Source organism: Streptomyces sp. NBC_00461 (genome assembly GCF_036013935.1).
Classification (GTDB): Bacteria; Actinomycetota; Actinomycetes; order Streptomycetales; family Streptomycetaceae; genus Streptomyces.
Map to the genome: position 1 here is coordinate 9,632,940 of NZ_CP107902.1, position 12,583 is coordinate 9,645,522.

At 70.3% G+C, this 12,583-nt stretch carries 10 protein-coding genes; 6 read left to right on the forward strand and 4 right to left on the reverse strand.

Features of this window, described 5'->3' with window-relative positions; translation table 11 throughout:
• On the reverse strand, window positions 1–510 hold the full coding sequence (locus OG870_RS44560; RefSeq protein ID WP_266587631.1) for a DUF2867 domain-containing protein: 510 nt from the start codon (window positions 508–510) through the stop codon (window positions 1–3).
• A 92-nt stretch (window positions 511–602) separates the two neighbouring features.
• Here OG870_RS44560 and OG870_RS44565 point away from each other — a divergent pair, with 92 nt between their 5' ends.
• Window positions 603–2,099, forward strand: a complete 1,497-nt coding sequence (locus OG870_RS44565) for an acyl-CoA synthetase (protein ID WP_266841919.1) — start codon at window positions 603–605, stop codon at window positions 2,097–2,099.
• Here the strand turns inward: OG870_RS44565 and paaK are convergent.
• Window positions 2,096–3,391 (reverse strand): phenylacetate--CoA ligase PaaK, encoded by a 1,296-nt coding sequence (paaK, locus tag OG870_RS44570; protein WP_266587635.1) that lies wholly within the window; start codon window positions 3,389–3,391, stop codon window positions 2,096–2,098. The genes OG870_RS44565 and paaK overlap by 4 nt on opposite strands.
• A 222-nt stretch (window positions 3,392–3,613) precedes the next feature.
• On the opposite strand from paaK, the gene OG870_RS44575 reads away from it, so the two are divergent.
• Window positions 3,614–4,453: an alpha/beta fold hydrolase gene (locus OG870_RS44575; protein WP_266587637.1), complete on the forward strand. Its 840-nt coding sequence runs from the start codon at window positions 3,614–3,616 to the stop codon at window positions 4,451–4,453.
• 65 nt (window positions 4,454–4,518) lie between these two features.
• On the opposite strand, the gene OG870_RS44580 is transcribed toward OG870_RS44575, so the two are convergent.
• The gene (locus OG870_RS44580; protein ID WP_405623220.1) at window positions 4,519–6,513 is read right to left on the reverse strand and encodes a sulfatase; all 1,995 of its coding nucleotides are present in this window, start codon (window positions 6,511–6,513) and stop codon (window positions 4,519–4,521) included.
• 128 nt (window positions 6,514–6,641) lie between these two features.
• Window positions 6,642–8,309, reverse strand: coding sequence for an acyl-CoA synthetase (locus OG870_RS44585; protein ID WP_327692142.1), 1,668 nt, complete (start codon window positions 8,307–8,309; stop codon window positions 6,642–6,644).
• Between the two features lie 186 nt (window positions 8,310–8,495).
• Between OG870_RS44585 and OG870_RS44590 the strand changes: the two genes are divergently transcribed.
• From OG870_RS44590 to OG870_RS44605, 4 genes are all read left to right on the forward strand, one after another.
• Window positions 8,496–9,296: a crotonase/enoyl-CoA hydratase family protein gene (locus tag OG870_RS44590; RefSeq protein ID WP_266587643.1), complete on the forward strand. Its 801-nt coding sequence runs from the start codon at window positions 8,496–8,498 to the stop codon at window positions 9,294–9,296.
• A 118-nt stretch (window positions 9,297–9,414) separates the two neighbouring features.
• Window positions 9,415–10,365: a Zn-ribbon domain-containing OB-fold protein gene (locus tag OG870_RS44595; RefSeq protein WP_266587645.1), complete on the forward strand. Its 951-nt coding sequence runs from the start codon at window positions 9,415–9,417 to the stop codon at window positions 10,363–10,365.
• Window positions 10,365–11,411 (forward strand): thiolase domain-containing protein, encoded by a 1,047-nt coding sequence (locus OG870_RS44600; RefSeq protein ID WP_266531446.1) that lies wholly within the window; start codon window positions 10,365–10,367, stop codon window positions 11,409–11,411. The genes OG870_RS44595 and OG870_RS44600 overlap by 1 nt, the downstream gene beginning before the upstream one ends.
• Window positions 11,408–12,574 carry a thiolase domain-containing protein gene (locus tag OG870_RS44605; RefSeq protein ID WP_266531444.1) on the forward strand — a complete coding sequence of 389 codons (1,167 nt, stop codon included), beginning with the start codon at window positions 11,408–11,410 and terminating at the stop codon, window positions 12,572–12,574. The genes OG870_RS44600 and OG870_RS44605 overlap by 4 nt, the downstream gene beginning before the upstream one ends.
• Window positions 12,575–12,583 lie beyond the last annotated feature (9 nt).

The following is a 12,583-nucleotide window of genomic DNA, read 5'->3' on the forward strand; positions in this document are numbered from 1 at the left end:
TCACGTGCGCACGGCCCTGCCGACGACATGGGGAACGATCAGATGGTGGAAGGGCTGGATGGCCCTGAAGTACAGGCGGCCGGCGGGCCGGTGGAAGCGCACCGCCGTCGTACAGACGCCCTCCAGCCCGGCGCCTGCGGAGACCGGACGGACCGCGAACGAGGTGCGGAAGTCCAGGTGCTTGTCGTCGTCCCCGCACAGCACTTCTTCCGCGGTCACCTTCAGCAGGCGGAACGGCCCCATCCTGAGGCCGGGTTCCACCCGGATGTCCGCCGCGGGCACGCGCTGCTGCGTCTGCAGGCCGAAGGGTGCCATGGCCTTGTCGCGCAGGGTGAGGAGCTGGTGCACCCACTCCGGAGTGCCGGTGAACACCAGCCTCGTGAACTCGGCCGCGTCGGTGCCGGCGGGCAGATCCACGGCCACCGCGTCGGCGTGGTCGCAGCCGCCGAGGTCGGCCACCGCCCCGTCGAGCACCGGCTCGGCGTGCCTGCGGACTCGTGTGCTGGTCATGACCCGTCCCTCCCTGCGACCGGTGTGGCTTCGGCCGTGCCACCGTGCCACCTGCTTGACCTGACCCGACGACGGGCCGAGGATCATCAGTCATGACGCAGGGACAGGGCAGCACGGTTGACGGGGTGCTGCGGCGCAGCGCCCGGCGCACCCCCGCGCGCGTCGCGGTGGAGTACCGCGACCGCTCCTGGACGTACGAGGAACTCGACGAGGCGGTCTCCCGGGCGGCGAGCGTACTGCTCGCCCAGGATCTCGCCCCCGGCGACCGGGTCGGCTCCTACGGCCACAACTCGGACGCCTATCTGATCGGCTTCCTCGCCTGCGCCCGCGCCGGCCTCGTCCACGTCCCGGTCAACCAGAACCTGACGGGCGACGACCTCGCCTACATCGTCGGCCAGTCGGGCAGCTCCCTGGTCCTGACCGACCCCGACCTGGCCGGCCGACTCGCCGACGACGTCCGTACGCTGCCCCTGCGCGACGCCGACGACTCACTGCTGGCCCGCCTGGCCGCGGCTCCGGGGTACGACGGGCCCGAGCCGCGCACCGAGGACCTGGTGCAGCTGCTGTACACGTCCGGCACCACGGCCCTGCCCAAGGGTGCGATGATGACGCACCGTGCCCTGGTCCACGAGTACCTGAGCGCGATCACCGCCCTCGACCTCAGCGCCGGCGACCGCCCCGTGCACTCACTGCCGCTCTACCACTCGGCGCAGATGCATGTGTTCCTGCTTCCGTACCTCGCGGTCGGCGCCACGAACATCATCCTGGACGCCCCGGACGGCGACCGGCTCTTCGACCTCGTCGAATCAGGCCGCGTGGACAGCCTGTTCGCCCCGCCCACGGTGTGGATCGGGCTGTCCAACCGCCCCGACTTCACCACGCGCGACCTCGGCGGACTGCGCAAGGCGTACTACGGCGCCTCGACCATGCCGGTGCCGGTCCTGGAGCGGCTGCGCGAACGGCTGCCGAAGCTCGGCTTCTACAACTGTTTCGGCCAGAGCGAGATCGGCCCCCTGGCCACCGTTCTGGCACCCGGCGAACACAAGGGCCGTATGGACTCCTGCGGCCGCCCCGTCCTCTTCGTCGACGCGCGCGTGGTCGACGAGGACGGCAAGGACGTTCCCGACGGAACGCCCGGTGAAGTCGTCTACCGCTCTCCGCAGTTGTGCGAGGGCTACTGGGACAAGCCCGAGGAGACGGCCGCCGCCTTCCGCGACGGCTGGTTCCACTCCGGTGACCTCGCGGTCCGGGACGCCCACGGCTACTACACGATCGTCGACCGCGTGAAGGACGTCATCAACTCCGGTGGCGTACTGGTCGCTTCACGCCAGGTCGAGGACGCCCTCTACACCCATGACTCCGTCGCCGAGGTCGCCGTGATCGGCCTGCCCGACGAACGCTGGATCGAGGCGGTCACCGCGGTCGTCGTCCCGCGCGGCGAGGTGACCGAGGACCAGCTCATCGCCCACGCCCGCGAGAAGCTCGCCCACTTCAAGGCACCCAAGCGGGTGGAGTTCGTGGACGAGCTGCCGCGCAACGCGAGCGGGAAGATCCTCAAGAGGGAACTGCGGGACCGGTTCGCAGGCTAGTGCGAGCGCAGGTCCAGGATCCTGCGGATCTTGCCCACCGACCGCTCCAGTGACTCCGGTTCGACGATCTCCACCGTGACGGAGACGCCGATGCCGTCCTTCACCGCCGCCGCGATCGTCTGCGCGGCGGCCTCCCGGACCTCCCGGCCGGCGTCCGGCCGGGCCTCCGCGCGGACCGTGAGGGCGTCCAGCCGGCCCTCGCGGGTGAGGCGGAGCTGGAAGTGGGGCGCCACGCCCGGTGTCCGCAGCACGATCTCCTCGATCTGCGTGGGAAAGAGGTTCACCCCGCGCAGGATCACCATGTCGTCGCTGCGCCCGGTGACCTTCTCCATCCGCCTGAAGACACGTGCCGTGCCGGGCAGCAGCCGCGTCAGGTCCCGGGTCCGGTACCGGACGACGGGCATCGCCTCCTTGGTCAGCGAGGTGAAGACCAACTCGCCTTCCACACCGTCCGGCAGCACCTCGCCGGTGATCGGATCGACCACCTCCGGATAGAAGTGGTCCTCCCAGATGTGCAGCCCGTCCTTCGTCTCCACGCATTCCTGGGCCACGCCCGGACCGATCACCTCGGACAGCCCGTATATGTCGACCGCGTCGATCGCGAACCGCTCCTCGATCTCCCGCCGCATCTGCTCGGTCCACGGCTCGGCACCGAAGACGCCCACGCGCAGCGAGGTGCCGCGCGGATCGACACCCTGGCGTTCGAACTCGTCCAACAGCGTGAGCATGTACGACGGCGTCACCATGATGATCTGCGGTTCCAGGTCCTGGATCAGCTGGACTTGACGGGCCGTCATACCGCCGGACGCGGGGATGACCGTACAGCCGAGCCGTTCGGCGCCGTAGTGCGCGCCGAGGCCGCCGGTGAACAGGCCGTATCCGTACGCCACATGCACCTTGTCGCCGGGCCGGCCGCCCGCCGCCCGGATCGAGCGGGCCACCATGTCGGCCCACAGGGAGAGGTCGTTGTCGGTGTAGCCGACGACCGTGGGACGTCCGGTGGTGCCGCTGGAGGCGTGGATCCGGCGGATGCGGTCCTGCGGAACGGCGAACATTCCGTACGGGTAGTTCTCGCGCAGGTCCGCCTTCGTGGTGAACGGGAAACGGGCCAGGTCGGCAAGTGACCGGCAGTCGTCCGGGTGGACGCCGGCCTTGTCGAAGGACTCCCGGTAGAAGGGCACATGCTCGTACACGTGCCGCAGCGAGGCGCGCAGCCGCTCCAGCTGCAGCTCCCGCAGAGCACCGGCGTCGAGCCGCTCCCCGGCATCCAGCAGTTCCGTCGCATCCGTCATGGGGACGTCTCCCTCGCCAACCACATCACCACGGCTCGGCAACCACATTATTGCGGTCGCCAACCACATCATTGCGGGCGACCGATCATTCGGTCGTGCTCGTCGGGATCAGTAATTCAGGCCGGGTCGGGTCAGGCAAGAGGGTGACCGGCATTTTCTCGGTGCGGTGCCGCGCGGGAGAACTCCGTTGTGGCACGGGCCTGCGGACACCAGGATCTACCCATGCCGATCTTCACCGCACCCGACGGGGCCGAGCTGGCCTACCACCTCAGGGGCGAGGGCGCCCCGCTCGTCGTCCTGCCCGGCGGGCCGATGCGCGCCTCCGCCTACCTCGGCGACCTGGGCGGACTGACCGCGCACCGGCGGCTGGTCCTGCTCGACCTGCGCGGCACGGGGGACTCCGCGACGCCGGCCGACCCGGCGACGTACCGCTGCGACCGGCTCGTGGACGACGTGGAGGCGCTGCGGACCCACCTGGGAGCGGAGTGCATCGACCTGCTGGCGCACTCGGCGGGTGGCAGCCTGGCCATGCTCTATGCGGCGAGGTACCCCCAGCGGGTGGCGCGGCTGGTCCTGGTCACCGCCATCCCCTGGGCGCTGGGGATGCCGGCCACCCCGGAGGGCCGGCTCGCGGCGGCATGGCTGCGGAGCGGCGAGCCCTGGTTCGCGGACGCCTTCCCGGCGTTCGAGGAGTGGCTCGCGGGGAAGGCCGACTTCGACCCGGCGTTCGCGCCCTTCTTCTACGGCCGCTGGGACACCACGGCAGCCGGGCACGACGCGCGCGCCGACGACGAGACCAACGACGACGCCGCCGATGTCTACGGCTCCGACGGCGCCTACGACCCGCCGGAGACCCGAGCTGCCCTGGCCCGTCTCACCGCACCCGTCCTGCTCCTCGCCGGCGAACTCGACGGCGGCCCGTGTCCAGGGCTGGTGCGGGCCGCCGCTGAGGTCTTCGCGGACGCCGAGTGCGCGGTGCAGCCGGGCGCCGGGCACTACCCGTGGCTGGACGACCCCGAGTGGTTCACAGGATGCGTCGCCACGTTCCTGGACCGGGCCTGAGGCGACCTGCCGATCGGGCGGGCGAGCTGAAGGGGCGGGCGAGCCTCCGCCCGGTGCCCGTCACCTCACCCGGAGTGCGGTCCGAACGCCGTCATGAACCGGTCGCGGAACTTGTCCATGCTCCACTCGGGTCCGTTCTTGGCGGGCTTGAGACCCTCCGTCCAGCCCCAGTTGGAGACCCTGTCCAGCACCTTCGGGTCGCGGGCGACGATCGTGACCGGCACGTCCCGGTTCGCGGTGCCGCCGGTGACCGTCGGGACGGGCTGGTGGTCGCCGAGGAAGACGAGGACGGTGTTGTCGTCGCCGTAGCGCTGCATCCACTGGGTCAGGCTGTCCAGGGAGTACTGGATGGCCTTGCGGTACTCGGTCCGTACGCGCTTCGCGCTCTTCCAGACCTCCGTGGGGTTCGTGCCCTCCTTCTTGATCTTGTAGAAGACCTTGCCGTCCCCGAGGTCCTTCCAGTCGATCGTGTGGGCGATGGGGGACCAGGGGTTGTGGCTGGAGGCCAGGATGATCTCCGCCATGATCGGGTCGCGGTTCTTCTTGCCGTGCTCCAGCTTCTGGAAGGCCTCCAGGCTGAACTGGTCCGGCACCGGCGTCCAGCTGAAGTACGGACCCTGGTAGCCGAGGTGCGTGGAGTCGTAGATGTGGTCGAGGCCGAAGTACTTGCCCTCGGGCCAGGCCTTGCGCACGCCCGGGACGATGCCGACCGTGCGCCAGTCGCCGGTCTTCTTGAAGTAGCTGGTGAGGGTGGCGCGGTCGCTGGTGGTCACCGTCCGGTACCGCTGCTGGTTCTTGATCCACAGACCGGACAGGAACGTCGAGTGGGCGAGCCAGCTGCCTGCGCCCGTCACGGGTGACCTGAGCCAGCCGCTGCGCGCCGCGAAGCCGGCCGACTTGAGTCTGGCGTTGCCCTCCTGGAGCGTCGCGTCGATCTCCGGTGCCATCGCCGGATCGTCGATGGCCACCCGGCCGTAGCTCTCGATGAACGTGAACATCACGTCCTTGCCGTGCAGCCCGGTCAGCAGCTGGTCGGGCGGGGTCTTGGCGAAGGCGTCGACGGCCAACTGCTTCTTGAAGACATCGGCGTCACCGAGGCCGTCGCGGACGTACTGCACACGGTTGGCGAGGTACTGGGCATAGCCCTTGGTGGCGAGGGTGACACCGCCGAACTGCGCCCCCACGGTGAAGCAGATGATCCACGCGACGCCGAGGACCAGCGTGGTGCGTACGGCCACGGGGCGGTGCCGGGCCATCACGTTCGCCAGCCGCACCACGGCGAGCGCGCTGAGCACGAGCACGAGGATGAGCAGGACGATCACCCCGACGATCGCGAGCACCTCGCCCGAGCGCCCGAACGAGTCCTTCACCCAGTCCGCCCCGTCGCTCAGCAGAACCCAGTCGAAGACCAGGTCGAACGGGCGGGCCAGGGTCTGGCGGAAACCCATGTCGAGGCACTTCAGGACGGTGGTCAGCCCGAGGAACACCCCCAGCGCCCCGGCCGAGATCCGCCGTGCCTTCGACGGCAGCACGAGCAGAAGTGCCGCCAGGAAGATCGCCTCGACGGGGAGGCGGAGGAAGGACTGGACATTGATCCGGTCGAGGCGGTTGGGCACGAGAAGCACGGCGAGCACCAGGGCTCCGGCCAGGACACTCGTACCCACCCGCACGGCGCGGGCGGCACGGGGGTAACCGCGGCGCCAGCCGAACCAGCCGGGGCGGGAAGGCGGGGTGGCTTCGGGGGTGGTGGTCTCGGCGGAGTCGAGGGCGGCCGTCGTTTGCTCGACATCCAGTTCAGCCGCGGGCTTCGCGCCCGGCTCCGATGGGTCCGTCGACTCGGCCGCAGGCGGTCCGCCCGTGGGTGTGGCGCCCTCGTCCTCGCCCGGTTCTCCGTCCGTGGACGCGGCTGCCTCATCGGCGCTCTGTGGCTGTTCCGGCACCGCCGGTTTCGCCGCGGCCGTATCGCCCGATGTCGCGGCAGCATCAGATGTCACAGGCGCATCAGGGTCGACGCCCGCTTCGATGTCCGGCAGTTGACGAGGGGGCGTGAGGTGCGACACCCGTAGGTCCTTCCGTGCGAAGCCCGGTGATGGCACGGCGGACCGGGCATGCAGAGCCGGGCCGCCAACCTCCGTACGGCCCGGCTTCACTCTCCGTTCAATAAGCCCGGGTCAACCGCGCGCAAAGACTACGCCGGGCCGGTCCCGCCGGTCCCGCCGGGCGCCCGCGCGGGTGCGATGTCCGCCGCGACCGCCACCTCCCGGGCCCAGCGGTAGTCCGCCTTTCCGCTGGGCGATCGCCGTATGGCCTCCGTGACCACCAGCTGCCGCGGGATCTTGTACCCGGCGAGGTGCGTACGGCAGTAGGACTGGACGTCCTCCAACGAGGGCCGTGGTGCGCCCTCACGCATCTGTACGACCGCCGCCACGTGGTTGCCCCACTTCGCGTCCGGCACTCCGGCGACCAGGGCGTCGTACACGTCAGGATGGGACTTGAGGGCCTGCTCGACCTCCTCCGGGTACACCTTCTCGCCCCCGGTGTTGATGCACTGCGAGCCCCGGCCCAGGACGGTGACCACACCCTCCTCGTCCACCGTCGCCATGTCGCCGAGCAGCACCCATCGTTCGCCGTCCTTCTCGAAGAAGGTCTCGGCGGTTTTCTTCGGGTCGTTGTAGTAGCCGAGCGGCACGTGACCGCACTGCGCAACCCGTCCCACCTCGCCCACGCCGACGGTCGCGCCGGTGGCCGGATCGACCACCTGGGTACGGGAGTTGACGCGGATGCGGAAGCTCTGTCCGGCCCCGGAGTCGGCCGTCGCCGTGCCGTTGAAGCCGGACTCGGAGGAGCCGTAGTTGTTGAGCAGCATCACGTTCGGCAGCAGTTCCTGGAACTGCCGGCGCACCGTCTGCGACATGACCGCTCCCGACGACGACACGCTGAACACCGACGAGCAGTCCGTGCCCTTCATGGGCCCGCTCAGCGCGTCGATCAGCGGCCGCAGCATCGCGTCGCCGACCAGCGACATGCTGGTAACCTTCTCCTTCTCGACGGTCCGCAGCACCTCCTCGGGCACGAACTTGCGGTGGATCACGACCCGTTGCCCGAAGTTGAAGCCGATGAACGAGGTGAGCGTCGAGGTGCCGTGCATCAGCGGGGGAGTGGGGAAGAAGGTGATCCCCGAGCCGCCCGCGGCGACCCGCTCGGCAAGCTCCCGCGGCCGCTTCACCGGTTCACCGGTCGGCGCGCCCCCACCGAGCCCCGAGAAGAACAGGTCCTCCTGGCGCCACATGACGCCCTTGGGCATCCCCGTGGTGCCGCCGGTGTAGATGATGAACTGGTCGTCGCCGGAGCGAGCCGGGAACCCCCGGTCCGGCGAACCTCCCGCCTCCGCCCGGGCGAAAGGTACGGCGGCGGTTCCCCCGCCCCCGTCCTGGCCCTCGCCGCCGACCCGCACGAGGTGCCGCAGCTGCGGGCACTGCGGCAGGGCGGCCGCCACCCGGCCGTCGAACTCCGCGTCGAAGACCAGGGCCACCAGGTCGGCGTCCCGGTAGAGGTACACCAACTCGTCCTCTACGTAACGGTAGTTGACGTTGACCGGCACGATCCGAGCCTTGAGGCAGCCGAACACCGTCTGCAGGTACTCGATCCCGTTGTACAGGTGCAGCCCGAGGTGCTCGCCGGGGCGGATCCCGGCGTCGATCAGATGGTGGCCGATACGGTTCGCCGCCGCGTCCAGCTCCGCGTAGGTCAGGCGGCGTTCCGCGCCCGTGCCCGGGTGGTCGACGTAGACCAGGGCCTCGCGCTCCGGCACCACGTCGACCACCGACTCGAACAGGTCGGCAAGGTTGTACTCCACCGCTCCTCCTGACCCCGGCAGACATGACGAAGAAAGGCGCATCCGTCGGTTCGCGGTCATCAGAGCAAAGGGCGCGGCAAGTGTGAAGGGTCCGCGCGAAGAAATCTGACTGTCTGTCAGAAAACCCTTGAAGTGCCCCCTCGCCTACTGCAACCTGTTCTCGTTCCTTGAGAGGGGAGATGGGCAATGGGTGGGACCGAACACCTCACCGTGCGGCGCGAAGGCGCCACACTGGTGCTCACGCTCAACAGGCCCGAGGCCAAGAACGCGCTCTCGCTGTCCATGCTCGTCGGCCTGTACGACGGCTGGATCGAGGCCGACCGGGACGACGCCGTCCGCTCGGTCGTGCTGACCGGCGCAGGCGGTGCGTTCTGCGCGGGGATGGACCTCAAGGCCCTCGCGGGCAGGGGCATGGAGGGCGAGCAGTATCGGGACCGCCTCAAGGCCGACCCCGACCTGCACTGGAAGGCGATGCTGCGCCACCATCGCCCCCGCAAACCGGTCATCGCCGCCGTCGAGGGGCACTGTGTCGCCGGAGGCACCGAGATCCTCCAGGGCACCGACATCCGCGTCGCGGGCGAGTCGGCCACCTTCGGGCTGTTCGAGGTCAGGCGTGGCCTGTTCCCGATCGGCGGCTCCACGGTCCGTCTGCAGCGCCAGATCCCGCGCACTCACGCGCTCGAAATGCTCCTCACCGGCCGTGCGTACACCGCTCGCGAGGCCGTCGACGTCGGGCTGGTCGGCCATGTCGTGCCCGACGGCACCGCCCTCGCCAAGGCCCTGGAGATCGCCGAACGGATCAACGCCTGCGGCCCGTTGGCGGTGGAGGCCGTCAAGGCGTCCGTGTACGAGACCGCCGAGATGACGGAGACGGACGGTCTTGCCTCCGAACTCAAACGGGGGTGGCCGGTGTTCGACACCGCTGACGCGAGGGAAGGTGCTCGCGCCTTTGCGGAGAAGCGGCCGCCTGTCTACCGGCGGGCGTAGCGCCGCGACGGCCTGGCCGGTTCGCAAGGTGCGGTTCGTACGAGGCTGATCGCGCAGTTCCCCGCGCCCCTGTCGGTGCGCGCCCTTCACCGCCGTCTTCCCAAGGAGGCAGCCCCCGATGCCCGAAACCCTCAAAGCGCCCCTCACCGTCGAGTTCCCGTTCACCCGCTCCCTCGGTCCCGTCCAGGGTGCCTTTCTGACCGGGCTGCGGGAGAGAGTGGTCCTCGGGGTGCGGACCGTCGACGGTCGTACCCTCGTTCCGCCCGTCGAGTACGACCCCGTCACCGCCGAGGAGATACGCGACCTCGTCCATGTCGCCTCCACGGGCACGGTCACCACCTGGGCCTGGAACCACGAACCCCGCCGCGGCCAGCCGCTCGGCACCCCCTTCGCCTGGGTCCTGGTCCGTCTGGACGGCGCCGACACCGCCCTGCTGCACGCACTCGACGCCCCCGGCCCCGACGCCGTGCACACGGGCATGCGGGTCCGGATCCGCTGGGCCGACGAGCGCTCCGGCGCCATCACCGACATCGCCTGCTTCGAGCCGTACGACGGCGACGACGCCGAAGTCACCGTGCACGCGGGCGAGTTCGAGAACCCGGTCACCGGCATCGTCGCCGCCGCCCGCCTCGACTACACCTACTCGCCGGGCCGCGCCCAGTCCGCCTACATCCACGCCCTGTCCGACCGGCGGACGGTCGGCGAGCGCTGCCCCTCCTGCCAGAAGGTGTACGTCCCGCCGAGGGGTGCGTGCCCCACCTGCGGCGTCGCCACGGCGGAACAGGTCGAGGTGGGCCCGCGCGGCACGGTCACCACGTACTGCATCGTCAACATCAAGGCTGCGCACACGGCGAATCTCGACATCGAAGTCCCCTACGTCTACGCCCACATCGCCCTCGACGGCGCCGGCCTCGCCCTGCACGGACGTATCGGCGGCATCCCCTACGACCAGGTGCGCATGGGGCTGCGCGTCGAACCGGTGTGGACGGAAGGGGCCCGCTACCCCGACCACTACCGGCCCACCGGTGAACCCGACGCGGACTACGACGTCTACAAGGAGCTGCTGTGATGCGTGACGTTGCACTGGTCGCCTTCGCCCAGACCGACCACCGGCGCAGCAGCGAGGAGCTCTCCGAGGTCGAGATGCTCATGCCGGTGCTGCACGAGGTCCTCGCGCAGACCGGCCTGCAGACCTCGGACATCGGCTTCACCTGCTCCGGCTCCAGCGACTACCTGGCCGGCCGCGCCTTCTCCTTCACCCTCGCCCTCGACGGCGTCGGCGCGTGGCCGCCGATCTCCGAGTCGCACGTGGAGATGGACGGCGCGTGGGCCCTGTACGAGGCGTGGACCAAGCTCCTCACCGGGGAGGCGGACACCGCCCTCGTCTACGCGTACGGCAAGTCCTCGCCCGGTTCCGTACGCGACGTCCTGACCCGCCAGCTCGACCCGTACTACGTGGCACCCCTGTGGCCCGACTCCGTCGCGCTGGCCGCCCTCCAGGCGCAGGCCCTCATCGACGCGGGTGACACCGACGAACCCGCGCTCGCCTCCGTCGCCGCCCGCAGCCGCGCGGACGCCACCGCCAACTCCCATGCCCAGCTGAGGGGTTCGGTGCCGCAAGGGGACTACCTCGTACGACCCCTCCGTACCGGCGACTGCCCGCCCATCGGCGACGGAGCCGCGGCCGTGATCCTCGCGGCGGGGGAGCGGGCGCGCGAACTGGGGGCGCGGCCCGCCTGGATCCGCGGCATCGACCACCGTATCGAGGCCCATGGCCTGGGTATCCGCGACCTGACCGACTCGCCCTCCGCGCGGCTGGCCGCGGAGAACGCGGGCGCCTTCGAACGCCCCGTCGACACCGCCGAGTTGCACGCACCCTTCAGCTCGCAGGAGGTCGTGCTGCGCAAGGCACTGAGGCTCGGCGACGACGTACGGGTGAATCCGTCCGGCGGCGCGCTCGCCGCCAATCCGATCATGGCCGCCGGGCTCATCCGGATCGGAGAGGCCGCCGCCGCGATCCACCGCGGCGAGTCCGACCGGGCCCTCGCCCACGCCACCTCCGGCCCCTGTCTGCAACAGAACCTGGTCGCCGTACTCGAAGGGGATCCGCGATGAGCAAGGAACCCGTGGCCGTCATAGGCATCGGCCAGACCAAGCACGTGGCGGCGCGGAGGGACGTGTCGATCGCGGGACTCGTCCGGGAGGCGGCCCGACGTGCCCTGGACGACGCCGAGTTGACCTGGACCGACATCGACGCCGTCGTCATCGGCAAGGCGCCCGACTTCTTCGAGGGCGTGATGATGCCCGAGCTGTACCTCGCCGACGCGCTCGGCGCGGTGGGCAAGCCGATGCTGCGCGTGCACACCGCCGGTTCGGTCGGCGGCTCCACCGCGCTGGTCGCCGCGAACCTGGTCGCGGCCCGCGTCCACGGCACCGTGCTGACGCTGGCCTTCGAGAAGCAGTCCGAGTCGAACGCCATGTGGGGCCTGTCCCTGCCGATCCCGTTCCAGCAGCCCCTGCTCGCCGGGGCGGGCGGCTTCTTCGCCCCGCACGTGCGCGCGTACATGCGGCGCACCGGCGCGCCCGACACGGTCGGCTCCCTGGTGGCGTACAAGGACCGGCGCAACGCCCTGAAGAACCCCTACGCCCACCTCCATGAACATGACATCACCCTGGAGAAGGTCCAGGCCTCGCCCATGCTGTGGGACCCGATCCGCTACTCGGAGACCTGCCCGTCCTCCGACGGCGCCTGCGCGATGGTGCTGACCGACCGGGCGGGGGCCGCACGTGCGCCGCGGCCGCCCGCCTGGATGCTGGGCGGCGCCATGCGCAGCGAGCCGACCCTCTTCGCCGGCAAGGACTTCGTCTCGCCCCAGGCCGGCAAGGACTGCGCGGCCGACGTGTACCGGCAGGCCGGGATCGCCGACCCGCGCCGGGACATCGACGCGGTGGAGATGTACGTGCCGTTCTCCTGGTACGAGCCGATGTGGCTGGAGAACCTCGGCTTCGCCGAGGAGGGCGAGGGCTGGAAGCTCACCGAATCCGGGGTGACCGAGCTGGACGGCGACCTGCCCGTCAACATGTCGGGCGGTGTTCTGTCGACCAATCCCATCGGCGCCTCCGGCATGATCCGTTTCGCGGAGGCGGCGCTCCAGGCGCGCGGACAGGCCGGAGAACACCAGGTGGAAGGGGCCAGGCGGGTCCTCGGGCACGCCTACGGGGGCGGATCGCAGTTCTTCTCGATGTGGCTCGTGGGCAGCGAACCCCCGGACTCGTAAAAGACTCCG

Coding starts and splice junctions, on each gene's coding strand:
- OG870_RS44560 (WP_266587631.1), bottom strand. CDS start 510: ATGACCAGCACACGAGTCCGCAGGCACGCCGAGCCGGTGCTCGACGGG.
- OG870_RS44565 (WP_266841919.1), top strand. CDS start 603: ATGACGCAGGGACAGGGCAGCACGGTTGACGGGGTGCTGCGGCGCAGC.
- paaK (WP_266587635.1), bottom strand. CDS start 3,391: ATGACGGATGCGACGGAACTGCTGGATGCCGGGGAGCGGCTCGACGCC.
- OG870_RS44575 (WP_266587637.1), top strand. CDS start 3,614: ATGCCGATCTTCACCGCACCCGACGGGGCCGAGCTGGCCTACCACCTC.
- OG870_RS44590 (WP_266587643.1), top strand. CDS start 8,496: ATGGGTGGGACCGAACACCTCACCGTGCGGCGCGAAGGCGCCACACTG.
- OG870_RS44595 (WP_266587645.1), top strand. CDS start 9,415: ATGCCCGAAACCCTCAAAGCGCCCCTCACCGTCGAGTTCCCGTTCACC.
- OG870_RS44600 (WP_266531446.1), top strand. CDS start 10,365: ATGCGTGACGTTGCACTGGTCGCCTTCGCCCAGACCGACCACCGGCGC.
- OG870_RS44605 (WP_266531444.1), top strand. CDS start 11,408: ATGAGCAAGGAACCCGTGGCCGTCATAGGCATCGGCCAGACCAAGCAC.